The 22,640-nt window shown below is 65.4% G+C and carries 20 protein-coding genes and 1 pseudogene; 9 read left to right on the top strand and 12 right to left on the bottom strand.

Annotated features, from left to right (window positions below):
* Window positions 1-148: 148 nt before the first annotated feature.
* The gene (locus ON44_RS25425) at window positions 149-997 is read right to left on the bottom strand and encodes an alpha/beta fold hydrolase (RefSeq protein WP_040694467.1); all 849 of its coding nucleotides are present in this window, start codon (window positions 995-997) and stop codon (window positions 149-151) included.
* Between the two features lie 202 nt (window positions 998-1,199).
* Here ON44_RS25425 and ON44_RS25420 point away from each other — a divergent pair.
* Window positions 1,200-2,303: pseudogene (locus ON44_RS25420) on the top strand (PucR family transcriptional regulator); the annotation flags it as partial.
* Between the two features lie 111 nt (window positions 2,304-2,414).
* On the opposite strand, the gene ON44_RS25415 reads toward ON44_RS25420, so the two are convergent.
* From ON44_RS25415 to ON44_RS25375, 9 genes are all read right to left on the bottom strand, one after another.
* Window positions 2,415-3,116 (bottom strand): DUF8020 domain-containing protein, encoded by a 702-nt coding sequence (locus ON44_RS25415; protein ID WP_040694464.1) that lies wholly within the window; start codon window positions 3,114-3,116, stop codon window positions 2,415-2,417.
* Window positions 3,117-3,332: 216 nt separating this feature from the next.
* Complete coding sequence (locus ON44_RS25410; protein WP_040694680.1) at window positions 3,333-4,784, bottom strand: PepSY-associated TM helix domain-containing protein; 1,452 nt, start codon at window positions 4,782-4,784, stop codon at window positions 3,333-3,335.
* A 293-nt stretch (window positions 4,785-5,077) separates the two neighbouring features.
* Complete coding sequence (locus ON44_RS25405) at window positions 5,078-5,641, bottom strand: hypothetical protein (protein WP_051182432.1); 564 nt, start codon at window positions 5,639-5,641, stop codon at window positions 5,078-5,080.
* Window positions 5,642-5,774: 133 nt separating this feature from the next.
* Window positions 5,775-7,433 carry an acyl-CoA synthetase gene (locus ON44_RS25400; protein WP_040694461.1) on the bottom strand — a complete coding sequence of 553 codons (1,659 nt, stop codon included), beginning with the start codon at window positions 7,431-7,433 and terminating at the stop codon, window positions 5,775-5,777.
* A 141-nt stretch (window positions 7,434-7,574) separates the two neighbouring features.
* Window positions 7,575-9,200: an acyl-CoA synthetase gene (locus ON44_RS25395; protein ID WP_040694458.1), complete on the bottom strand. Its 1,626-nt coding sequence runs from the start codon at window positions 9,198-9,200 to the stop codon at window positions 7,575-7,577.
* A gap of 181 nt (window positions 9,201-9,381) precedes the next feature.
* Entirely contained in the window at window positions 9,382-9,891 is a 510-nt protein-coding gene (locus ON44_RS25390; protein WP_083898135.1) for an ArsR/SmtB family transcription factor, read from the bottom strand.
* 100 nt (window positions 9,892-9,991) lie between these two features.
* On the bottom strand, window positions 9,992-10,618 hold the full coding sequence (locus ON44_RS25385; protein ID WP_040694455.1) for a hypothetical protein: 627 nt from the start codon (window positions 10,616-10,618) through the stop codon (window positions 9,992-9,994).
* A gap of 181 nt (window positions 10,619-10,799) precedes the next feature.
* The gene (locus tag ON44_RS25380) at window positions 10,800-12,020 is read right to left on the bottom strand and encodes an acyl-CoA dehydrogenase family protein (RefSeq protein ID WP_040694453.1); all 1,221 of its coding nucleotides are present in this window, start codon (window positions 12,018-12,020) and stop codon (window positions 10,800-10,802) included.
* Between the two features lie 33 nt (window positions 12,021-12,053).
* Window positions 12,054-13,448: an acyl-CoA dehydrogenase family protein gene (locus ON44_RS25375; RefSeq protein WP_373283205.1), complete on the bottom strand. Its 1,395-nt coding sequence runs from the start codon at window positions 13,446-13,448 to the stop codon at window positions 12,054-12,056.
* Window positions 13,449-13,555: 107 nt separating this feature from the next.
* Here ON44_RS25375 and ON44_RS25370 point away from each other — a divergent pair, with 107 nt between their 5' ends.
* On the top strand, window positions 13,556-15,040 hold the full coding sequence (locus ON44_RS25370; protein ID WP_245567326.1) for a glycosyltransferase family 39 protein: 1,485 nt from the start codon (window positions 13,556-13,558) through the stop codon (window positions 15,038-15,040).
* A gap of 275 nt (window positions 15,041-15,315) precedes the next feature.
* Entirely contained in the window at window positions 15,316-16,281 is a 966-nt protein-coding gene (locus ON44_RS25365; RefSeq protein ID WP_040694448.1) for an SMP-30/gluconolactonase/LRE family protein, read from the top strand.
* Between the two features lie 15 nt (window positions 16,282-16,296).
* On the opposite strand, the gene hisN is transcribed toward ON44_RS25365, so the two are convergent.
* Window positions 16,297-17,079 carry a histidinol-phosphatase gene (hisN, locus tag ON44_RS25360; RefSeq protein ID WP_040694446.1) on the bottom strand — a complete coding sequence of 261 codons (783 nt, stop codon included), beginning with the start codon at window positions 17,077-17,079 and terminating at the stop codon, window positions 16,297-16,299.
* Window positions 17,080-17,191: 112 nt separating this feature from the next.
* Window positions 17,192-17,779, bottom strand: a complete 588-nt coding sequence (locus ON44_RS25355) for an NADPH-dependent FMN reductase (RefSeq protein WP_040694443.1) — start codon at window positions 17,777-17,779, stop codon at window positions 17,192-17,194.
* A 129-nt stretch (window positions 17,780-17,908) separates the two neighbouring features.
* Between ON44_RS25355 and ON44_RS25350 the strand changes: the two genes are divergently transcribed.
* The 6 genes from ON44_RS25350 (at window position 17,909) to ftsX (ending at window position 22,593) form a co-directional block, all read left to right on the top strand.
* Window positions 17,909-18,766 carry a helix-turn-helix transcriptional regulator gene (locus ON44_RS25350; RefSeq protein ID WP_040694441.1) on the top strand — a complete coding sequence of 286 codons (858 nt, stop codon included), beginning with the start codon at window positions 17,909-17,911 and terminating at the stop codon, window positions 18,764-18,766.
* A 65-nt stretch (window positions 18,767-18,831) separates the two neighbouring features.
* Window positions 18,832-19,947 carry a peptide chain release factor 2 gene (gene prfB, locus ON44_RS25345; RefSeq protein WP_040694674.1) on the top strand — a complete coding sequence of 372 codons (1,116 nt, stop codon included), beginning with the start codon at window positions 18,832-18,834 and terminating at the stop codon, window positions 19,945-19,947.
* A gap of 93 nt (window positions 19,948-20,040) precedes the next feature.
* Window positions 20,041-20,805 carry a mechanosensitive ion channel family protein gene (locus ON44_RS25340; RefSeq protein ID WP_373283208.1) on the top strand — a complete coding sequence of 255 codons (765 nt, stop codon included), beginning with the start codon at window positions 20,041-20,043 and terminating at the stop codon, window positions 20,803-20,805.
* 16 nt (window positions 20,806-20,821) lie between these two features.
* Window positions 20,822-20,947, top strand: coding sequence for a hypothetical protein (locus tag ON44_RS54470; RefSeq protein WP_433525331.1), 126 nt, complete (start codon window positions 20,822-20,824; stop codon window positions 20,945-20,947).
* Between the two features lie 60 nt (window positions 20,948-21,007).
* Window positions 21,008-21,688: a cell division ATP-binding protein FtsE gene (gene ftsE, locus ON44_RS25335; RefSeq protein WP_373283207.1), complete on the top strand. Its 681-nt coding sequence runs from the start codon at window positions 21,008-21,010 to the stop codon at window positions 21,686-21,688.
* Window positions 21,688-22,593, top strand: coding sequence for a permease-like cell division protein FtsX (gene ftsX / locus ON44_RS25330; RefSeq protein WP_040694436.1), 906 nt, complete (start codon window positions 21,688-21,690; stop codon window positions 22,591-22,593). The genes ftsE and ftsX overlap by 1 nt, the downstream gene beginning before the upstream one ends.
* Window positions 22,594-22,640 lie beyond the last annotated feature (47 nt).

Here is a 22,640-nt window from a genome sequence, read left to right as displayed (position 1 = left end):
TGGTCACCGGCACTCGTGCTCGACGATCCTCACGAGCGTGACGATCTGCGTCGGCCATTACTGCGGCAGGCATTGCGTCAGCTCGCGTCCTCGGGTGACCTGGAGGGGCTGAGTCGGCAAAGACAACCTCGCCGCTCGTATCGGTGTGTCAGCTCGTGACGCGCTCTATCCAGGCGATCAGATCGTCTTCGACTTCTTCGCGGTTGAGTTCGTTGAGGATTTCGTGCCGCGCGTCGGGGTAGCTGCGATAAGTGATGTCGGTGGCACCGGCATCCCGATAGCGTTGCACCGCAAGGTTACTCAGCTTCAGGCCGTCGTTGAGCGGGTCTCGCTCGCCGACCATGATGTAGAACGGGAGATCGGCGGGGACCGGGGTCGGCTTGGCCAGGAGCGCGACTCCGTTGGCGGCGAGGGTGGCCATACTGGTCTCGTCGATGGCGAAACCGCACCACGGGTCGGCGACATAGGCATCGACCTGGGCTTCGTCGCGACTGATCCAGTCGGCGTCGGTGCGCAGTGGTCGGAACTCGGCATTGAACAAGCCGAGCAGATCGCCGCCCGCGGCCGCGATGTTCTCGAACAGCTCGTCGACCGCCGTCGCGCCGGAAAGTGCTACGCCATCGAGTAATTCGGCCTCGTCGAGTAGATACTGTTGCGCGGCCATGGCGCCGAGGCTGTGCGCTATCAACACCAGCGGCACCGCGGGATGCCGGTCGCGCAGGATCTTCGTCAGCGCGACCATATCGGCGACGAACATATTCCAGCCGTCGGGTCCGAGATCACCCGGCGTACCGGCGATGCTGTGCCCGTGGCCGCGTTGGTCGGCGGCGTAGACGACATACCCTGCGGCGACGAGCCGTTCGGCCAGATGCGCGTACCGGGCGGCGTGCTCACCCATGCCGTGCGCGATCTGAATGATTCCACGCACCTGCGGTCGGGCCGGAGCCCAGGTGTGCACATAGATGGTGGTGCCGTCCGCGCTCGGATAGGTGAACATCTGCTGGCTCCTGGCGTACTGCGATCGGTGGTGTGGTGACTCGACCGGCCGTCGGATCGGTCATGGCCGACCCCGCGCAAACGTCGGTTCGATCACGCCGAAATCGTCGCATCGGCGGTCGCGGTAACCCATGGGTACAGCGACAAGGCTGCCATCGCCGGATTGTTCGTGGCGATAATTGCACCATCGGTAAGCTGCGGTTATGGACCGTTCGATGCCACCATTGCCGATCATCGAGGTGGCTGAGGCGCTCCTGGAGCGCATCGACGACATCGGGCTGCGCCTTGCCGAGCGGTTCCGCGCGGAGATCGAGTCCTACGGCAACGAGGCGCTGATCCCGTTCGAGACGATCCAGCTATCGGCCACTCGGAATATGCGATTGATGGTGCGGCACTTCACCTCCGATGCGCCGATCGATACCGGTCCACCCCGCGAGACGGGGCGTATCCGCGCGCAGCAGGGCGTGCCGCTGGCGGAGACATTGCACGCCTTCCGCATCGGATTCGAATTCCTGTGGTCGGAACTGGTCGACGAGGCCCGTCGCCACTCCGAGGTGGCCGACGCCATGCTGGTTTCGTCGGCAGCCGAGGTGTGGCGGGTGGCGGGTGAATATTCGGTAGCCGTGGCTGCGGCCTATCGCGAGACGACCTCGGAACTGATGCTGCAACGCGAGCATGAGCGGTCGGTTCTGGTGGAGGCCCTGTTCACGGGAGTGATCGCCGACCCGGCCACCCTGGGCGAGGCGAGCCGGACGCTGGGCCTGCCGCCCACCGGACGCTACGTCGTCGTTGCCGCCGACGTGCCATCGCCCGGCCGCGAGGCGCTCCCGGGGATCGAAGCGGCCCTTCGGGTTTCGCGGATTCCGTCGGCTTGGCGGCTGCTGCCCGACCAGCAGATCGGTGTACTGTCCTTTCCCGCGAATAAGCAGGCCGCGGTCCTGAAACACCTGCGCCGGCGCGGTGTCAGGGTCGGTGTGAGCCCGCCGTACGACGCGCTGCCGGAAACCCCGCAGGCCCTGCATTTCGCGCGCTTGGCGCTGGCGGGGTTGCGGGGACGCTCCTCCGGTATCGCCCAGTTCGATGACAATCCGCTGGCCATGCTCGTGGCGGCGGCGCCGGTCGAGGCGGATCGGATGGTTCGGGTGCGGTTGGGTCCGCTCCTCACGCTGCCGCGCGAGGAGCGGACCCGGCTGCTGGAAACCCTCGAGTATTGGTTCGCCGCAGGCGGTTCGGCCGCCGAAACCGGCCGCCGCCTGTACGTGCACGCCAATACGGTCCGCTATCGGCTCCGCCGGATCGAGGAGTTGACCGGTCGTTCCTTGGTCGATCCGCAGGCCGTACTCGATCTCGGTGCGGCACTACAGGCATTACCCGTCCTCAATGGTGCCGACGGTCCGCGCTGATCGGTCGAGCGTTGGTCACTTCCCTTGGAATGGGGAATTCACCGTGGTGAGGTACTGGATCGAGGCACCGATCGCGACCGGTGCGGTCACCAGGATCTGGCCGGCGAGTACACCGAGTGCACCGACCGCGACGATGCCGCCCAGGCAGCCGATGGCGGCGGCGGGGATGAACGGACCGAATAGGCCGACGATGGTGGCCGAGGCGACGGTTGCACCGGCGATACCACCGAGTACGCAGCCGACGGCGCCGCCGCCGATACCGCCGACCAGGGTGCCGAGCGTGGCGCCCATGCCGATGGTGCTGGTCATGCGGGACCAGGCGGCCTGTTCGCGATCGTATTCGGTCTTCCAGGGCGCCTTGTCCTCGTAGGGCAGTGCGACCGGTTTGTAGGTCGCGCGCGCTATGTCGAGCTGCGGCGTGAGAGTTGCTGTGTTATCGGCGATTTCGGCCGCGACCGGGAATTCGAATTCGTCGACCCGGAAGGTGAGCGGCGTGCCCGCGACGGTTGTTCCGTTGGCGGCCTTGATCTTCAGCGCGCCGTCCTCGACGCTCAGCGAACCGGAGTCGGTGGTGATGATCGACTGGGTGTCGGTGGCCTGGGCGGTGAAGTTGATCGAGTCGGTGGCCTCGGTCGGTTCGGCGGAGCTCGCACCGGCGGCAATCCCCACCGCGGTCGTCATGAACGCGGCGGCCAGGGCGAACTTATTGATCTTCATGAGATGGTGAATCCTGTCTGTTCGAGGCATGGCGATACAACGGCCGTACCTCTGACGTGCGGTAGGTCGAATTGGTAACTGCCGGAGCCCCTCACGCCCCGGCAGTTTCAATTTCAATTGGTGCGTACCGCGCGCTTTCGTCCGCGCCGCGCATGACATGGCGGCGTGATGATGTGCGCGGCACGTGAATTCGGTGTGCGGGAACATCCCGCGGCACTAGGCGGTGGCGCGCTTGCCCATGACCAAGCCGACGATGATGTCGACGGCTAGGAAGGCCACCAGGCTCAGCCCGACCAGCGGCACGAACCAGCCGACAACCAGTGCGGCCGCCACGATGGGCACCACGAGCCACGGCGAGGTCCGGCGCAATGCACCGCGACGTGGTGGGCGTCCGATGGCGAACCGCGAAGCACCGCGGGTCGGCCGCCGCTTCCACCACATCAGGTAGCCGAGAACCAGTACGACGATCAGCCCGATCATCACCGCGAGCAGCAGCAACTGGTTGAGCAGCCCGAACATCAGGCCCATGTGGAATTGGATGCCCCAGTTGGTGAGCTTGGCCATGATCGGCCAGTCGGCGTAGGCGAGTTCGTCGGTGACCGTGCCGGTCGCGCCGTCGACGGCGACCGCATCGACGGTATAGGTGCCGGGCATGCGCCGCTCCTTCACCGCGAATGCACCGCCGGGCTTGGCCGGAATGGCGATCTCGGAACCCTGGGTGATCCCATTGGCGCGGGCCGCCGCATAAACCCCGTCGAGCTGCGCGATCCGGGTCGGGACATCGACCGGCGCGGGCGTATGGCCGCCGCCGTGGTGCTCGCCTCCGGCGTGTTCCTGCGTGGCCGCACCCGGCAGTGCGGTGCTCACGGCAGGTGTGGTCCAGCTGAGCTGTTCGCGCAGTTCGGTGATGTTCTCACCCGCATAGGTCGACCAGGTCATCCCGGTCGCCGACAGCAGCAGGATCACCGGCATGATCCAAACACCAACGGCCCCATGCCAATTCATCGAACGACCGCGACCCTTTTGGGAATTGTCCGGTGCCAGCAGCCAGGCGGCGGAGTTGCGATTGCGGCGTCCGCGCACCCGACGGATCCACAGCACCAGACCGGCCAGCGCCACGACCCACAGCCAGGAGGCGGCGAGTTCGCTGTAGATGCGTCCCGGTTCGCCCAGGTGCAGATCCCGATGCAGCCTATCGATCCAAGTGCGCATCGGAAGCGCACCCGAACTGCCGTAGACCACATCGCTGCCGACCGGCTGCGCGGTATACGGATTCACGAATACCGCACGCCGTTCGGACTCGCCGAGCGACGGGTCGTCGAACAGCACGCGGGTGGTGTCGTCGGCCTCGGGGGCCGGCGCCACCGCGACCAGCTTCAGATTCGGCTGGGTGGCGACGGCCGCGGTGACCTGTTCGGACAGCGGCCGCGTCTCGCCGTTCGCCTCGACCTTCAACAGGTCGTGCGAGGTAATCGATTCCAGGGTCGGGGAGATGGCGTAGAGCGCTCCGGTGACCGCGGCGATCAGGATGAACGGTGCGACGAAGATGCCCGCATAGAAATGCAACCGCATCGCGAGTGGATAGAGGCCGTTGCGCGGCCTTGTGCTCGTTTCCTTTGCCGGAGCCGATGGTTCGGAATCCGGCGGACTGGTGTCCGTAATGCTCATAGTTATTCGTTTCTGGAGTTCGGGAGAACCCGGAAGGTCGTCGGTCGTCGGAATCGGCTGGACGCCGTCATCGCGGCGAACGTCGAAATTCGTGACGGACAGCGGATCCCGGCGTTCGCCGGGCGTAAGTGCCGCGCAACAACCAGGCGAGTCCGAGCTGGGCAGCAATGCTGACCGGCGAACCATCAATCCAGGGAATCGATTTCACCTGCTTATGTGAAATCGCACTCTCGCAAAGGTGTTGCGCGGCAACGACGACGCACGAGCAGAGCCCGTGCACCGGGTAAGGAATATCAGCGACCGAGCGCCGGCGGCGGACCGCGCGTGCGCAGCGATTCCGCGGCGAATATGCGCAGAACAACACGATCGCGATGCGTGAGGCGCAGCGGCACCGGCCCGGGTATCGCGGGCGGGTGATAACGCATCGGCAGCACCCGCGAAAGCACCGCACAAGCGATCCGATATGCGGCCTCCGCACCTCGGATCACCACCGCCGCGAGCACGGCCGCGACGAGATGCGCGGCGACCATACCTGGCGTGAGCTGGGCATCGCCGTGATGCAAATGCCCCGAATTCCAGCCCATGGTGACGTGCCCGAGCAGCTGACCTGCGACGAGCACCGAGATCAGCCCGATCGAGGTATCGCGCAGCGGTGCGAGCCCGGCGACCAGTGCACCGACAACCGCGGATGCGGCGGCGAGGAGCGCGAGCGTGGTACTGCTCGGCGGCATTCCATCGGAGGCCCACCCGTGTGCCGCAACGGATATCGCACCGGAGATCGAACCGGCACATGCGCCGCGCATCCGCGCGACGGCGCTGCGATGCCCCGCAGCGGCCGGGCCGAACTCGATACTCACGCGCTGATGATAACCGACGAATTACCCACCGATTCCCACCCGAGTGGCAGCCGGGATGTATCGAGTTTCCAGCTGGAAGAAAAGCAAAAGCCGCACACCTGGTGAATTCGCAGGTGTGCGGCTCAGCCTTGAATCAGTCCGCGTCGATTTCCATCTCGATCAACGGCTTGCGCAGCAACTTACCGGTCGCATTACGCGGCAGCTCATCGAGGAAGATCACTTCGCGCGGCACCTTGTATCGCGCCAGATTCGCCTTGACGTAATCCTTGATCTCCTGTGCATCGCGCTTGGACTCCGGACCGGGAACGACGAAGGCGCGCAACCGCTTTCCGAATTCGCGATCGTCCACGCCGACCACCGCGGCCTCGAAGATATCGTCGCGGCCCGCGATCAGGTTCTCTACCTCGAGCGGGAAGACGTTCTCGCCGCCGGAGACGATCATGTCGTCGTCGCGGCCGTCGATGTAGAGCAGACCGTCGGCATCGAAATGCCCGACGTCACCGCTGGACATCATGCCGTCCACGATCTCCTTGGTGCGGCCGTCGGTGTAGCCGGTAAAGGCGAAACCGTTGTCCACGAAGATGGTGCCGGTGACATTCGGCTCGGTGATCGGCTTGCGGTTCTCGTCCAGCAGCACGATCCGGATGCCGACCGGCGCCTTGCCCGCGGTGGTCGGGGCCTTGCGCAGATCCTCCGGGGTCGCGACAGTCATGACCGCGCATTCCGTGGAGCCGTACAGGTTGTAGAGGCTGTCGCCGAAGTAGTCGAGGGTGCGGGTGACCACATCGGGTGCGATGGCCGAACCCGCCGCGAAGATCACCTTGATGGTGCGCGGGTCGTACTTGGCCAGCACCTCGTCGCCGAGATCGAGGATGCGCTGCAGCATGGTCGGCACCACGACCAGCGAATCCGCTTGGTACTGCTGGATATTCGCGAGCGTCTTCTCCGGATCGAACCGGCGCTGCTGGAAGATCACCCGGTTGCCGAGGGCAAGGCCCAGGGTGAACTGGGAAAGTCCGGTGCCGTGGAAGATCGGCGCGGCCATGATCATGGTCCCGTTATTGGGCAACGGCACCCGGTCGACGAACTGGGCCGAGGCGAACGGGCTGACCCGGTCGCGCGGCGCGCCCTTCGGCGTGCCGGTGGTGCCGCTGGTCAGGATAACCATGCCGCCGGGTTTCGCGGGCGCGGGCAGCGGCGCGGTCGAGCGGGCCTTGACCAGCGATTCGATGGTCGGCACCGACGGGTCGACATCGTCCTTCTCGTCCACCCAGGTGAGCACCCGGGGGATCTCGGCCGGGATCGCGCTCATCAGGTCGAAAAATTCGCTGTCGTGCAGTACGGCCTTGACGCTCTCGCGCGCGGCCACATCGGCGAACTGCGGTTTCGCGAAGCCGGTATTCATCAGCACCGTGCGCACGCCGAGTTTGCCGGTCGCGAGCAGGCTCAGCACCATGCCGCGATGGTCGCGCGCCAGCAGCGCGACGACGTCACCAGGCTTGATTCCCTGTGCTTCCAGCCCGCGAGCCAGGGCGCTGGACTGCTCGTTGAGTTCGCCGAAGCTCACCTCGCCGCGCTCGTCGACGATGGCCGCCGCATCCGGTCTGGTCTGCGCCGCGTGCATGACGACACCGGCGAACGGGCCGAATTTGAGCACATTGAACGCGGACCGTGCCGCGTGATCGGGTCGGAGCGGATTGAACAAGCGCCGCTTGACCATGACATTCACGCCCTGGGCGAGATCGCCCGCTTTCCGGACGGAATCGTTCAGCGCAGGCAGGGATAGGGACATTCGTCAACGCCTTCCGCGGTCCACCCACCGGGACCGGGGGTGGTGTGGACCGCAACTTCGAGATCCAGTGCTGCCGCTAACAATAGCAAGCATCTGTGACTCGCTGTGTCATGTATCTCAGTTGTCCCCTGCGGCCAAGGTCTAAGCGTTGACTTCGTACTCCACGAGGACCCGGCGCAGCAGCTTGCCGGTGGGGTTGCGGGGCAGATCGTCGAGGAAGATCACCTCACGCGGCACCTTGTAGCGGGCCAGATTCTCCTTGACGTAGGCCTTGATCTCCTCGCCGTCGGGAGAGTGACCGGCCTCGGGGACCACGAAGGCGCGCAGGCGCTTGCCGAATTCCGCGTCGTCGACGCCGACCACGGCCGCATCGAATACATCCGGCCGCTCCAGCAGCAGGTTCTCGACTTCCTGCGGGAAGACGTTCTCGCCGCCGGAGACGATCATGTCGTCATCGCGGCCGTCCACCATCAGCAGGCCGTGCTCGTCGAAGTGGCCGACATCGCCGCTGGACATATAGCCGTCGATGATCTGCTTATGCCTGCCGTCGGTGTAGCCCTCGAACGGCGCACCGCTGCGGATGAAGATGCGCGCGGTGGTATTGATCGCGTTGACCCGCTTGTCGTTATCGTCGTAGAGCCGGACCTCGCAGGTGATCGGCGCCCGGCCGACGGTGCCGGGTGCGATGGCCAGATCGTCCGGGTTCGCGACGGTGGCGACGGCGCATTCGGTCGAGCCGTACAGGTTGTACAGGACGGGTCCGAAGATCTGCGTGGCCTTGGCGCACAACTCCGGCGACAGCGCCGAACCCGCGAGCAGAATGCATTTCAGCGAGGTGGTGTCGTATTTGGCGCGGACCTCCGGAGCCAATTCGGACATCCGGTGCAGCATGGTCGGCACCGCGACCAGCATTTCGGCCTTGTGGTCGGCCACCATCTTCAGCGTGGCCTCGGCGTCGAAACGGCGGCGCACCACCACTTTATTGCTCATCGCGGAGGCCACCAGGTAGGTGCCGAGGCCGGTGCTGTGGAAGATCGGCGACACGATGACCTGAGTTCCCCTGACCGGGAACGGGATTCGGTCCACCATCTGCGCGGTGGCCAGCGGGGTCACCTTGCTGCGCGGTGCGCCCTTCGGCAGGCCGGTGGTGCCGCTGGTGAGGATGACGAACCCACCCGGCTTGGACGGTGCGGGCAGGTCCGCGGTCGAGTTGGCGGCGACGAGGTCGTCGAGAGTCTGCGCGCCCTCGGGCAATTCGGTGCCCTCATCGACCCAGGTGAGGTAGCGCGGCAGATTCGGCGGCAGCGCGTCGAGCAGGCCGAGGAACTCGCTGTCATGCAGGACGGCCTTGACCTTCTCACGCTCGCAGACCTCGGCGAACTGCGGTTTGGCGAAGCCGGTATTCATCAGCGCGACCCGCACGCCGAGCTTGCCCGCTGCGGCCATGGCAAGGATGAGACCGCGATGGTCGCGGGCCAGCACACCGACCACGGACCCCTCGGTCAGATTCGCCTGTCGCAGCCCGCGAGCGATCGCGGTCGACTGCTCATCGAGTTGCCGGTAGGTCAGTTCGCCGCGTTCGTCAACCAGCCCTGGGGCATTGGGCACGATGCGGGCCGAATGCCGGATCAAGGTCGCCTGCGGCCCGTAGACCTGCGATTCCTTCACCGTCCGCAAGGTTTCCAGCGGCTTCTTCGGATCGCTGACCCCGCGCGCCCGCAGCACCCCGAATGCCTTCACAACCTCCAGCGCATGCGCCAACTTCATCGTCGACCACCTCTATCAGCAACTCGCGTCGGCACTCGCCCAAGCGATCTCGAACCACAGTTCTGTCTCACCAACCGTATCAGCGCTATGACTCACATCACACTCGCCGCCATGCGGGCTGGACAGAATGGTCCCGTCGAAACCGTGGCGGCAAACGCGAGAAGCGCTCGCCACCGCTCGGTCATCTCCGCGCGGTAGCCAGCGCGACCAGCAAGGGAACGACCCGATTCGGGGGGACTTCGAAGTAGCCGCGGCCCACGGTGTGCAGCCAGCCGGTAGCTGCTAGTTGACGGAGGTGGTGGTAGATCTCGCCGGAGGTACCCACCTCACCGAGGTCTGTGAGTTCGGCGGCGGTTCTGCTGCCCCGAAGTATCTCCCGAAGAATGCGCAGGCGGACCGGACTACCAAGGGCGGCGAGGCATTCCGCGGCATCGTCCCAGTCGTAGCCGACGATGTCATCGGTGCTGAACTGGACCTGCCAGTCGAACTCTTCCGTGCTGGGTAGTGAGCCCGAACCGGCGAACATCACCCCGCCATTGCGCTGGTCCGCACTCGCGAACTCCTCATGAAGCCGGCGCAGTGCCCACCCTCCCTGCGGGGCGGATCCACTCGCTTGCCCGCTGCCATCCTTGATGAGGTCCATGGCCGCGAGTCGGCGTTCGAGCTTCGCTAGTCGGTCCTCCACGCTCACGAGCGCAAATTTACGGAGTTACGCAATTGCTGGCAATGGCTGGCTGATGTGATGCAAAAACCCGGCACGGAAATCCGTGCCGGGCTCGCGTGCCGGATGGTCAGTTGTAGATCGATCCGAAGGACGGGACCGAGATGGTTGCGAGTTTGTACTGGAAACCGTCCGGGTTGGCGTCGCTGACCGGGACGGGCCAGCGGTGCCACAGGGTGCCGTAGACCGCGCCGACGATGAGGCCGGCACCGGTGTCGACCGGACGCGTGCGGATCGTGGTGTCGACCGTGGCGTCGTTGTGCTCGGAGAGCACCTCGGTGCCGCTGCGGCCGTTGGACAGATTGATCCACAGGATCTGCAACTTGGCCCCGGTCTGATCCGGTGCGATCGTGCCCGGTCCGCCGAAGAATCCGAATCGGAGCCCGTCGTATCCGAGGGCGATGCCGGACCCGTAGATGCCCGGCCCGTCACCGCGTCCGATATCGGATTGAGCCGGGATCTGGAACGGCTGTGCGGGCACTGCCACCTGGGTGGCGACCTGCCCGGATGCCAGCAGCCGGTCCACTGCCTGTTCGGCGCCGGGATTGCCGATGGCGGCCTTCCGCAATTGCTGCGTGGCCGTATTCCAGTCGATCGTCGCCGGCCCGGCCGCGGCATGACCCGCGAATACGGCGACGAATGCGGTGGTTGCCGCGAATGCGGCGGTGAAGCGACGTATCAAACCCAGCCTGTGCATAACCAGTCTCCTGTTGGGGTTCTTGGTACTGCTCGATGGAATTCGTCCGCTGAATCTCAGCTCGCCAAGATACCGTGCGTTACTTCACCGGTTACGGCGGGTGCCTCGAACCCGCTCTGAATAGGAAAACCGGTGCGCGTCACTCGCACCGGTTTCCCTTGTAGCACTTGCTAGTTCGGCATCACTTCAGCTCGGCGCTGGTCTTGCCGAGGATGCGGCGGGCGACGATGAGCTGCTGGATCTGCTGGGTGCCTTCGAAGATGTCGAGGATCTTCGAGTCACGGCCCCACTTTTCGAGCAGCGTGCGCTGGGAGTATCCGATGGTGCCCGCGAGTTCGACGGCCTTGAGGGTGACGTCGGTGCCTGTCCGGCCGGCCTTGGCCTTGGACATCGAGGCTTCCAAGGAGTTCGGCTTCTTGTTGTCCGCCATCCACGCCGCGCGCAGCGACAGCAGGTACGCGGCCTCGTAATCGGCCTCCATCCGCAGGAATTCGGCGGCGGCCGCGGGCTGGTTATTGGCCGGGATGTCGTAGGACGGTTCGATGCCCGCATCCTTCAGGATGGCGCGCAACTCCTCCAGCGCCGCCCGAGCGACACCGACCGCCATCGCGGCCACGAGGGGACGGGTGTTGTCGAAGGTCTGCATGACCCCGGCAAAACCCTTCTCCACGTTGACTTCCGGGCTGCCGAGAATGTTGTCCTTCGGAATCCGGCAGTCCTGCAACAGCAGTACCGCGGTATCGGAGGCCTTGATGCCGAGCTTGTGCTCGAGCCGGGCCACCGAAAGACCGGGAGCGTCGCGCGGCACGACGAACGACTTGATCGCCGCGCGGCCGAGGCTGCGGTCCACCGAGGCCCACACCACGATGTGGGTGGAGCGCTGACCCGCGGTCACGAAGATCTTCTCGCCGTTGAGCACCCACTCGTCGCCGTCGAGTACGGCGGTGGTGGTGACGGCGGCCGAATCGGAGCCGAAGGACGGTTCGGTGATGGCCATCGAGGCCCACACCTTGCCGAACCGCTTCAGCTGTTCATCGGTGGCGACGGCCGCGATGGCCGCATTGCCCAGCCCCTGGTAGGGAATCGACAGCATCAGGCCGACGTCGCCCCACGAGGTCTCCAGCGCGTTCAGCAGCGCGGACATATTGCCGCCGTTGGTGTTTCCGAGCAGCTCGGTGGCGTGCTCGTCCCCGTCGGAACGGCCACCGGCCGCGCCGCCGATCTTCTGGGTGCCGGAGTCGGCGAGTCCCTCGACCATGGCGGCCATGGTGTCCAGCTCGACCGGGTAGTCGTGTTCACCGAGGTCGTACTTGCGCGAGATCGGCCGGAAGATTTCCTGGGCGACCTGATGGGCCTGGTTGGCGCTGGCCCGCAGCTTCTTGGGGAGTTCGAGATTGATCATGGTGATGTCTCCTGGAAGTAAGGAACCAGCCGGTCAGACGAGCACGACACCTTCGGCGACGCCGATGGCCCGCAGATCGCGGTACCAGCGCTCGACCGGGTGTTCCTTGGTGAAGCCGTGGCCGCCGAGCAGCTGCACGCCGTCGAGACCGATCTGCATGCCCTTGTCGGTGGCGAGCTTGCGCGCCAGTGCCGCCTCGCGGGCGTAGGAAAGCCCCTGCTCCGCGCGGGACGCACCCCGCAGGGTCACCAGGCGCAGGCCATCCAGTTCGATTGCCATGTTCGCGACCATGAACGCGACCGCTTGGCGGTGCGAGATCGGCTCGCCGAATGCCTCGCGCTCGTTCACATACGGAATCACGTAATCGAGCACGGCCTGTCCGGTACCGATGGCCAGCGAGGCCCAGCCGAGGCGGGCCAGGCGCACCGCGTCGGCGTATTCCTCGGCGCGGGTCTTGGCATCGCCGTCGCCGAGGATGGCGTCGGTGCCGACCGCGACGTCGTTGAGCAGCAGGCGACCGAGACCGGCGGCACGCAGACCCATGCTCGGATCGGCCTCCACGACCAGACCCTGGCTGTCCGACGGCACGATGAACAGGGCGGGGCGGCCGTCGAGCTCGGCGGCCACGATGAATAGTTCGGCATCACCGGCGGCCGGGACCAGGCTCTTCACACCGTTGAGGCGGTAGCCGCTGGGGGAGCGGGTGGCCTTGGTCTGCAGGGCGAACGGGTCGAACAGCGCGCGCGGCTCGTTGATCACGACCGAGGCCTGCGGCACATTCTCGCCGGTGAAGGCGGGCAGGTAGGTCTGCTGCTGCGCGTCGGTGCCCCACTGGGACAGGGCGACCGCGACACCGCTCGGCGCGAGAATCGGCAGGGCCAGACCCATATCACCGTGTGCGAGCGCCTCGGCGACCAGCGAGTTGGTGACCGCGCCGCGCTCGGCGGCCGCGCCTTCCAGCTCCTCGGGCACATTGATCAGGGTGATGCCGAGTTCGGCGGCGCGCTCGAGCAGGTCGCGCGGGGCCTTGGCGGCGTTATCGGCCTCGTAGGCGGCCGGGCGCAGGATCTCGGCGGCGAATTCCTTCACCGTCTCGACGATCATCTGCTGCTCGTCGCTCGGGGTCAGGTCGAAGAAGTCTTTGTTCTTGGACTCGTTGTCCGCCAAGCGTTTCGGCGCACCACCACCGGCGACCTTGGCGAAGGCGCGAGTGGCGGCACCGAGGGTGCGGAAACCGGTCTTGGTGCCTTCGTAGGTGACCCGCTCGATCGGCTTGCGCAGGTTGTACTTCTCGGCGAGCTCCGACCCGGTAATGGTCGTCATCACCCGCATTGCCGCGCCCATCCAGTCCCGTTTGGGGTGGTTCAGGCCGACCGCGGACGTGTCTGGACGTCGCTTCGTTGCGCTGTCTCGAGTGCTCATCATCACCTGTTTTCTCGGGTGGGTGGGTGAGGTCTTGTCCCAGCTATCTTACTCCAGAGTAAGAAGTGCGTCGAGGTGCAGCATACGCCGCTGAACTGTGTCAGGCTGGACAAGTGCCCAAAGTCGTCGGACGACCGCTGTCCGTCGTCGCTGTGCTGTTTGCCGCACTACTCACCGCATATGCCACGCGCTACGGCTATCACCGGGACGAGCTGTACTTTCTTGCGGCGGGCAGGCATCCGGATTGGGGCTATCCGGATCAGCCGCCATTGACTCCGCTACTGGCCCGCGCGATGTCTGCAATCGATGCCGACTCGTTACTGCTACTACGACTTCCGTCGATCGCGGCGGCGACATTCGTTGTCGTTGCCGCGGGGTTGATGGCGCGCGAGCTCGGCGGTGGGCGCGGGGCACAGGTGTTGGCGTCGGTTGCCGTCGCGAGTGCGGCGATGGTGATGGGGATCGGTCATCTGCTGAGTACCGCGTCGTTCGATATGGCGGCGTGCGTTCTGGTTTGCCTGCTGGTGCTGGGGCTGCTGCGAGGTGGGCCAGATGGGCGCGTGGGTGTCGGTGGGTTGGGGCCGCGGTGCTGGCTCGGCGTCGGGCTGGTCGTCGGGGTCGGGTTGCAGAACAAGGCGCTGCTGATCTTTCCGGTGGTGGCGCTGGTGCTTGCGCTGGTGCTCGTCGGCCCGAGAAAGATATTCGCCACCAAGTACTTTCCGATGGCCGTCGGGTTGGCGATCGTGATCTGGCTGCCATATCTGTTGTGGCAGTGGCGCAATGGCTGGCCGCAGTGGGAGATGAGTCGGGCGATCGCGGGCGGGTCCTCCGGAACGTCGGATTCGCCGGTGCTGTTCGTGTTGTCGCAATTCGGGCTGATGGGCCCATTGCTGGTGCCGATGTGGGCTATCGGGCTATGGCAACTGTGGCGAGATCCGCGTCGGCGCGCGTTTTCGGTCGCGTATGCGGCGCTGTTCGTGGTTTTCCTGGTCAGCGGCGGGAAGGCGTACTACCTGGGCGGGATGTATCCGATTCTGTTGGCCGCCGGTGCGGTACCGGTCGCCGCTCGGCTGGGGAATCGGCGAATCCGTTGGGCGGCAGTGGGCTCGGTCATCGCGGTGAATGCGATTGTCTCCGCGGTGCTGTTCCTGCCGGTGTTGCCCGTCGCGGCACTGAAGGACTCGCCGGTGCTCGCGATCAACTACGACGCGGGCGAGACCATCGGCTGGCCGCAGTTCGTGCGCCGAATCGCCGAGGTGCGCGCCACGCTCGGACCCGACGTCGCCATCCTTACCGACAACTATGGGGAGGCGGGCGCGATCGAACGCTTCGGCGGCGAGTACGGATTACCGACTCCACACAGCGGCCACAACTCCTACTGGTGGTGGGGCCCGCCCAGCGACACAGCCTCCGCCGTGATCGTCGTCGGCCTCGATCGTGACCATCTGACCGGGTTCTTCGCCGAAGTCGAACCCGCCGGTCACATCGACAACGGTCTCGGCATCGACAACGACGAACAGGGCCAACCGCTGTTCATCTGCCGCAATCCGCGAGCACCCATGTCCGAAATGTGGCCTGCGGCGAAACATCTGAGCTGAGCGGTCCGGTTGCGGCCATCCACGAGCCCGACCGCAACGAAGAACGATCGACGCCTATCTACATAGGTGCCGTCCGCAGTGCTCGGCCGTGCCCTTTCGTCGAGGCTGAATCCCGCTGTACGAGTAAGGAGATGCCATGGTTCTTCGCATTGTCGATCAGTTCGTCTCCGGGGTCGTCAATATGATCGCGATGTTGTTCGTTCCGTGAGTCGAGTCGCCCGGGGCGGGCTGTCCGCCCCGGGCAACATTCCAGCGCGGCTGTTAGGTTGTGCCGCATGGCAAGACGGCCGCGGAGTCGGCGACTGAGGGCAACGCTGCTGACCGCGGCGATTACGGCGGGCGTCATGTCCGCGGCGACGGCCGGGGCGCAGACGCCGTCCGGATCGTGTGCGGATGGGTGGGACGTTTCGACGATCGTCAGCGGGGTCGGCAATCTGGAGAATCTCGATACCGACGGGTCTGGTGGTTTCTATGTCACCGGAATCGTCGACGGGTACCTGGCTCATATCGATGCCGCGGGCAAGTTCGCGAAACTGGTAACCGGTCTGGATCACCCTGCGGGTGTGCGGGTTGTCGGACGATCGGTCTACTTCGTCACCGGCGATGGTCTGGCGGAGGCGCCGGGCACCTTGCAACGCTATGACATCGATACCGGTGCGGTGACGATTCTGCTCACCGAGCTGAACGGTCCGAACGGGCTGCTCGAATTGCCGGACGGCGACCTGGTATTCGCCACCATCGGCATCAACGGCCCGCCGACCGGCATTTCGCGGTATCGGCCCTCGACGGGGGAGTACACGAAGACCTGGTCCAACCTGCCCTGGACGAATGGACTGGCGCTCGCTCCCGATGGGAAGTCGATCTACACCGACAATATGACCCTGCGTATCTTCCGCGTCCCGCTCGACGATCCCGACAATGCGACGGTCGTCGCCGGTGCTCCCGATCTGGTTGCGCTGCTCGACGATATGGAAGCGACGCGCGCGGGTCAGCTTTTCGTCGCCGACCACATCCAAGGCGCCGTCTACCAGATCGATCCGGCCACCGGCGCGGGCTGCACGATCATCACCGGCCTGATCAAACCCGGCCCGGTGCGTAACCCGCCGGACGGCGCGACCTCCGTGCGGATCGCTCGCGACGGTGACGGATGGGCACTGTTCGTCACGAGCATGGATGGAACCTTGCGTCGACTACGTCCGCCCGCGGGCATCGACCTGACTCCGGCCGATTCGAGACGATAGAAGGCTTCGCGAAGCTCAGTTCAACGTTGTCAGGACAGCGTCGTGGAGTAAAGAGTTGGTGGCTATGGCGTCGCCGCCGTGGGGGCCGGGGGTGCCGGCGAGGGAGGTGAAGCGGCCGCCTGCTTCGCGGACGAGGATGTCGAGGGCGGCCAGGTCCCACAGGGAGACTTCGGGTTCGGTGGCGATATCTACCGCGCCCTCGGCGAGCAGGCAGTAGGTGAAGAAGTCGCCGTAGCCGCGGACCCGCCATACCGCGTCGGTGAGGTCGAGGAACTTCTCCCGCAGACCGCGTTCGCGCCAGCCCGACAGGCTGGAGAAGGCCAGGCTGGCCGAGCCGAGCTCACCGACCGCGGAGACCGAAATCGGTTTCGGCGCATCGGAATCGACGCTGGCCCAGGCACCGGATCCGGCCGCCGCCCACCACCGGCGCGCCAATGCGGGCGCGCTCACCACGCCGACCACCGGAACGCCGTCCTCGAGCAGCGAGATCAGCGTCGCCCAAATCGGCACCCGGCGCACGAAGTTCTTGGTGCCATCGATCGGATCGATCACCCACTGCCGCCCACTGAACTCGACGTCACCGCCGAACTCCTCACCGAGCACCGAATCCCCGGGCCGCTGCTGCCCGAGCACCTGTCGTATCGCTTTCTCCACCGCCAGATCCGCATCCGACACCGGCGTCAGATCCGGCTTCGCGTCGACCCGCAAATCCAACGCTCCGAACCGCGCCCGGGTAATCCCATCGGCCTCATCGGCCAATCGCATCGCAAGTTCGAGATCGGAGGAGTAGTCAGCCACTCCCGAACCCTATCGCCCTTCCCCCGCCCCGCCAGACGCATCCCCGCTGTCGCATAAGCAGTGCCCACCTCGCATAGGACGGACCTTGTGCGAGGCAGCCACGAGGTCCCCGCTATGCGGCGGCGGGGACGGAGCGGGCGGCGGCGAGGGCACTTGCCCACCAGTGGAGTTGGTCGAGCATGGACTGCGCGGCTGCGGCGGGTTCGGCCGGGTCGAGGAGTTTGCCTTCGGCATCGAAGAGCAGGTAGTAGCGAGGGAAGCTGACGTAGTTGCGGACGGTGTGGGCATTGAGTTCGTTGAAGACCTGGCGCAGGTGTTCGATGGCGAGCAGGCCGCCGCTCGCGCCGCTGTAGCCGACGAAACCGATTGCCTTGCTGTCCCATTGGGTGAAGTGCCAGTCGATGGCGGCCTTCAGCGCGGCCGGGTAGCTGCGGTTGTAATCCGGAGTGAGGATGACGAATGCATCCGCTTCACCGAGCCGCCTGCTGAGGTCGGTCATCCCGGCCGGGCGTTCCGGATTGGGGTCCATCGCCGGGGAAACCGCGGGCAGCGCCAATGGCAGATCGGCCTCGGCCAGATCGATCAGGTCGATCTCGAACTGTCCGTGCCGGGCGGCCTCCTCGACGAACCAGTTGGCCACGGTCGGCGCGAAGCGTCCCTCCCGGACGCTGCCGATGATCACCGCGAGCTTCAAGGACATGGTGTTCTCCTTCGATCAGGAATTGTTCGAGTCCCAATCTGCTGCCTGGCATCGCCGCCAGGAAGACCGTGCGAAGAGTGGTAGTAGCAGGGACACCCTCGGCGCCGACCGCGCTTGTACCGTCGAGGAGTGAGCGACAACGAGTTGGGTCTCTTTCTGCGCACCCGCCGTGAGGCGGTGACACCGGCCCAGGTCGGCCTGCCCACCGGACCGCGCCGCCGAACCCCCGGCCTGCGGCGCGCCGAACTGGCAACCCTGGCGGGTGTGAGCGTCGAATACATCACACGCCTCGAGCAGGGACGCGACCGCCGACCCTCACCGCCGGTGCTGTCCGCACTCGCCGACGCCCTCGCCTTGACGCCGAGCGAACGCATTCACCTGCACCGTCTCACCAAGGGCGCCGATCCGGGTTTCAACTGCATGGGCGGTGCGCAACCGCCGCGCGAGGTGCGGCCCGCGGTCCGCGCCATCCTCGATCGCCTGGAACCCGCGCCCGCGCTGGTTGTCAACCGACTGCGCGAGGTGCTCGCCTGGACCGAGGGATTCGAGCGCCTGATGGCGCCGATCGGACTGCTCGACCACGAACACCGCGCCAATCTCGCCCTGTTCGCCTTCACCGACACGCGCGCCCGCACCGCCTATCCCGACTGGGACCACATCGCAGACGAACTGGTCGCCGCACTGAAACAAGGCCCGTTCCGCAGCGACCCGCATATCGCCGCTCTCGCCGACGAACTGACTATCGCCGCCGGTGCCGAGTTCACCCGCCGCGTGGAATCCGTGCCCAGCCTCGCCGCCGCCACCGGAACCACCCGCCTCACCCACCCCGCGGCGGGCAACCTGCGCCTCACCTACGAAACCCTTGAGCTCTCCGCCGACGACGACCAGCAGCTCATCGTCTATCTCCCCGCCGACGAAGCCACCGCGGCCGCCCTGGACGCCCTCGCCGGCCGTCGCCCAGGCGGGCTGCGTGCCGTCTCCGGCTGAGGACGGCCACCCCCACACCACCGCGTGTTCCACCGTCTTCACCGCGCCCAGTAGGCTTGAGCATCGTGCATCCTGACGTCTCCGCTGACCTCGCCGAACTCGACGCCACGCTCAAGACCGTCGAGTCGGTCCTCGATGTCGAGGAACTGCGTCGACGGATCGATGAGCTCGAGCACCAGGCCGCCGATCCCGATCTGTGGAACAACCAGGAGCACGCGCAGCAGGTCACCAGTGAGCTGTCGCACGCGCAGAGCGAGTTGCGCCGGGTCGAGGAACTGCGCCAGCGCCTCGACGATCTGTCCGTTCTATACGAATTGGCCGAGGAAGAGGAGGGCGAGGCCAGGGTGGCCGCGCTCGCCGACGCCGATTCCGAGCGGGCCACGCTGCACAGCGATGTGGAGGCCATGGAGGTTCGCACCCTGCTCTCCGGCGAGTACGACAAGCGTGAGGCGCTGGTCAATATCCGCTCCGGCGCGGGTGGTGTGGATGCCGCCGACTGGGCCGAAATGCTGATGCGCATGTACATCCGCTGGGCGGACCGGCACAAGTACTCTGTCGAGGTCTACGACACCTCCTACGCCGAAGAGGCGGGCATCAAGAGCGCCACTTTCGCGGTGAAGTCGCCGTATGCCTACGGCACCCTCTCGGTGGAAATGGGCACGCACCGCTTGGTCCGGATCAGCCCGTTCGACAATCAGGGCCGCCGCCAGACCTCCTTCGCCGAGGTCGAGGTGCTACCGGTGGTCGAGACCACCGACCACATCGAAATTCCCGAGGGCGAGGTCCGCGTGGACGTCTACCGGTCGTCGGGTCCCGGCGGCCAGAGCGTCAACACCACCGACTCCGCGGTGCGCCTCACCCATATCCCGACCGGCATCGTCGTCACCTGTCAGAACGAGAAATCCCAGCTGCAGAACAAGATTTCGGCCATGCGGGTGCTGCAGGCCAAACTGCTGGAACGCAAGCGGCAGGAGGAGCGCGCCGAGATGGATGCGCTCAAAACCAACGAGGGCGCGTCGTGGGGTAACCAGATGCGCTCCTACGTGCTGCATCCGTACCAGATGGTCAAGGATCTGCGCACCAACTACGAAGTCAACAATCCGACTGCCGTGCTCGACGGCGATATCGATGGTTTCATCGAATCCGGAATTCGTTGGCGAATGCGAGAGCAGGCGAGCTAGTTGGACGTACCCCAGGCTTTCTCCACGTCCACCGACTTCACCACCTGGCTGCGGTCCGCCGGTCTAGAGATCGTCCTGCTGCTCCTCGGCGTGATGCTGTTCAGCCGTTTCGCCACCTTTATCCGGGATCGGATCACCCGCAAGATCGACGCCGGATTCCGCAGCAGCGACGCGCTCGTCCGGTCCGAGGCCGCCAAACATCGCCATGCGCTGGCCCAGGTGGTCACCTGGGTGGTGCTGACCGTCGTCTATGTCCTGGTCGGCATGGAAGTGCTGCGGCGGATGGGTTTCGCGGTCACCGGTCTGGTCGCACCCGCGGCCGTGCTCGGCGCCGCACTCGGCTTCGGCGCACAGCGGATCGTGCAAGACATTCTTGCCGGATTTTTCCTGATTACCGAGCGGCAGTACGGATTTGGTGATGTGGTTCGCATCGCTGTCACTGGATCCGCGGAGCAGGCCGAGGGTACGGTCGAGGACGTCACGCTGCGGATCACCACACTGCGCAATGCCGATGGTGAGGTGATCACCGTACCCAACGGCCAGATCGTCAAAGTGACCAATCTCTCGAAGGATTGGGCGCGTGCCGCGATCGACGTTCCGGTTGCGGCCAGCGTCGATATCACCAGGATCAACGAGATCCTGCACGAGGTCGGTACAAAGGCGTACGAGGACCGCAGATTGAAGCCGCTGCTGCTCGACGAGCCCACCGTGATGGGCGTCGAAGACCTGACAGTGGACCAAATGAATATTCGAATGGTTGCCCGAACGTTGCCGGGCAAGCAGTTCGAGGTCGGTCGCGAGTTGCGGGTGCGAGTCGCCGCGGCATTGCGCCGGGAGGGAATCAGTGAGACCACGTAGATCCACGGCGATCCTGATGGCATCATGGGTCGCCACGTTCGTGTTGTACCTGTTCGTCAAGCCCGATCAACCGATCGTGACATCGCCCGAGAAACTCAACACCGTTCCCGCAGTGCTGAATACGGCTACGCCTGGTCATTGACCATGATGTAGCTGGTGGCTGCACGACGGTTGCTGGTTACACTGGCTAGCCGTGATCGCTATGCGGAACGTGACCAAGTCGTATCTGACGTCGACGCGACCCGCGCTGGACAACGTCACCGTCGATGTGGGTAAGGGCGAATTCGTCTTCATCATCGGCCCGTCCGGTTCGGGTAAGTCGACCTTCATGCGACTGCTGCTCAAGGAAGAGGCCCCGACCGCGGGCGAGATCCGGGTCGCCGACTTCCGGGTCGACCGGCTGCCCGGGCGGAAGGTGCCGAAGTTGCGTCAGCGCATGGGTTGCGTATTCCAGGACTTCCGGCTGCTGCAGCAGAAGACCGTGGCCCAGAATGTGGCGTTCGCGCTGGAGGTGATCGGCAAGCGGCGCCAGTTCATCGACCGGACCGTGCCCGAGGTGCTGGATATGGTCGGGCTCGGCGGCAAGGCCGATCGGCTGCCGCACGAATTGTCCGGTGGTGAGCAGCAGCGTGTCGCGATCGCCAGGGCCTTTGTGAACCGTCCGCTGGTCCTGCTCGCCGACGAGCCGACCGGCAACCTCGATCCCGACACCAGCGGCGACATCATGCTGCTGCTGGAGCGGATCAACCGCATCGGCACGACCGTGGTGATGGCCACACACGACAATCACATCGTCGACGCGATGCGTAAGCGAGTGGTGGAGTTGGACCGGGGCCGGCTGATCCGCGACGACGCGATCGGCGTCTACGGGGTGGGCCGGTAATGCGCGCTGGATTCCTGCTCAACGAGGTCTTCACCGGCCTGCGTCGCAATGTCACCATGACCATCGCGATGATCCTGACCACCGCGGTATCGCTGACCATGCTCGGCGGCGGTCTGCTCGCGCTGCGAATCGCGGATAAGACCCAGAACTACTTCATGGACCGGGTCGAGATCCGGCTCTACCTCTCCGATCTGGTCTCGGCGAACGATCGGGATTGTTCACTGAATCCGTGTCAGCAGCTGATGTCGGATCTGAAGAAGACCGACGGTGTGGTCTCGGTCCAGTTCATCAACAGCGACGAGGCGATGAAGGAAGCCACCGAGGTGACCTTCAAGGACCAGCCCGAGATGCTGGACATGATCAAGGACACCCGTCTGCCCGCGTCCTTGCGCGTGAAGATGACCGATGCCGATCAGTACCCGCGGATCTACCAGACATTCAACGGTAAGGACGGGATCCAGAGCGTACTCAACGACAAGGACACCGTGGACCGCTTGGTCGGGGTGTTCGACGGCCTGCGGAATGCGGCATTCGCGTTGGCGGCATTGCAGGCATTGGCCGCACTGCTGTTGATCGCGAATATGGTGCAGATCGCGGCGTTCAGTCGACGCGAGGAGGTCGGCATCATGCGGATGGTCGGTGCGACGCGCTGGTACACGCAGTTGCCGTTCCTCCTGGAAGCGGTGGTCGCGGCCTTGGCCGGATCGATTCTGGCGGTTGTCGGGTTGTTCCTCGCGCAACCGTTGGTGGTGAACCGTGGACTCGGTGCGCTCTTCAACAGCAACGTCTTCCCACACATCACAGGTGAGGACATCGCACTGGTGTCCCTGACCATCGCACCACTCGGCATCGTATTCGCCGCGATAACCGCCTACGGCACGCTGCGCTACTACGTTCGGGACTGACTCCCACAAAGCTGATGACGGCCTCGCGCACCATGCACCTTGTGAGG

Origin of the sequence: Nocardia vinacea NBRC 16497, assembly GCF_000308835.1 — a bacterium.
In the GTDB taxonomy this organism is placed as follows: domain Bacteria; phylum Actinomycetota; class Actinomycetes; order Mycobacteriales; family Mycobacteriaceae; genus Nocardia; species Nocardia vinacea.
The sequence above is the reverse complement of the archived record's forward strand: the minus strand, read 5'-3'. Positions and strand labels throughout refer to the sequence as shown.

Bases quoted from the DNA above. Each gene is read 5' to 3' on its own strand.
- ON44_RS25425 (WP_040694467.1), bottom strand. From the start codon at position 997: ATGTTCACCTATCCGAGCGCGGACGGCACCACCATCTATGTGCACACC.
- ON44_RS25365 (WP_040694448.1), top strand. From the start codon at position 15,316: ATGGCAAGACGGCCGCGGAGTCGGCGACTGAGGGCAACGCTGCTGACC.
- ON44_RS25380 (WP_040694453.1), bottom strand. From the start codon at position 12,020: ATGATCAATCTCGAACTCCCCAAGAAGCTGCGGGCCAGCGCCAACCAG.
- ftsE (WP_373283207.1), top strand. From the start codon at position 21,008: ATGCGGAACGTGACCAAGTCGTATCTGACGTCGACGCGACCCGCGCTG.
- ftsX (WP_040694436.1), top strand. From the start codon at position 21,688: ATGCGCGCTGGATTCCTGCTCAACGAGGTCTTCACCGGCCTGCGTCGC.
- ON44_RS25395 (WP_040694458.1), bottom strand. From the start codon at position 9,200: ATGAAGTTGGCGCATGCGCTGGAGGTTGTGAAGGCATTCGGGGTGCTG.
- ON44_RS25415 (WP_040694464.1), bottom strand. From the start codon at position 3,116: ATGAAGATCAATAAGTTCGCCCTGGCCGCCGCGTTCATGACGACCGCG.
- ON44_RS54470 (WP_433525331.1), top strand. From the start codon at position 20,822: ATGGCATCATGGGTCGCCACGTTCGTGTTGTACCTGTTCGTCAAGCCC.
- ON44_RS25340 (WP_373283208.1), top strand. From the start codon at position 20,041: ATGCTGTTCAGCCGTTTCGCCACCTTTATCCGGGATCGGATCACCCGC.
- ON44_RS25385 (WP_040694455.1), bottom strand. From the start codon at position 10,618: ATGCACAGGCTGGGTTTGATACGTCGCTTCACCGCCGCATTCGCGGCA.
- ON44_RS25400 (WP_040694461.1), bottom strand. From the start codon at position 7,433: ATGTCCCTATCCCTGCCTGCGCTGAACGATTCCGTCCGGAAAGCGGGC.
- ON44_RS25410 (WP_040694680.1), bottom strand. From the start codon at position 4,784: ATGAGCATTACGGACACCAGTCCGCCGGATTCCGAACCATCGGCTCCG.
- ON44_RS25355 (WP_040694443.1), bottom strand. From the start codon at position 17,779: ATGTCCTTGAAGCTCGCGGTGATCATCGGCAGCGTCCGGGAGGGACGC.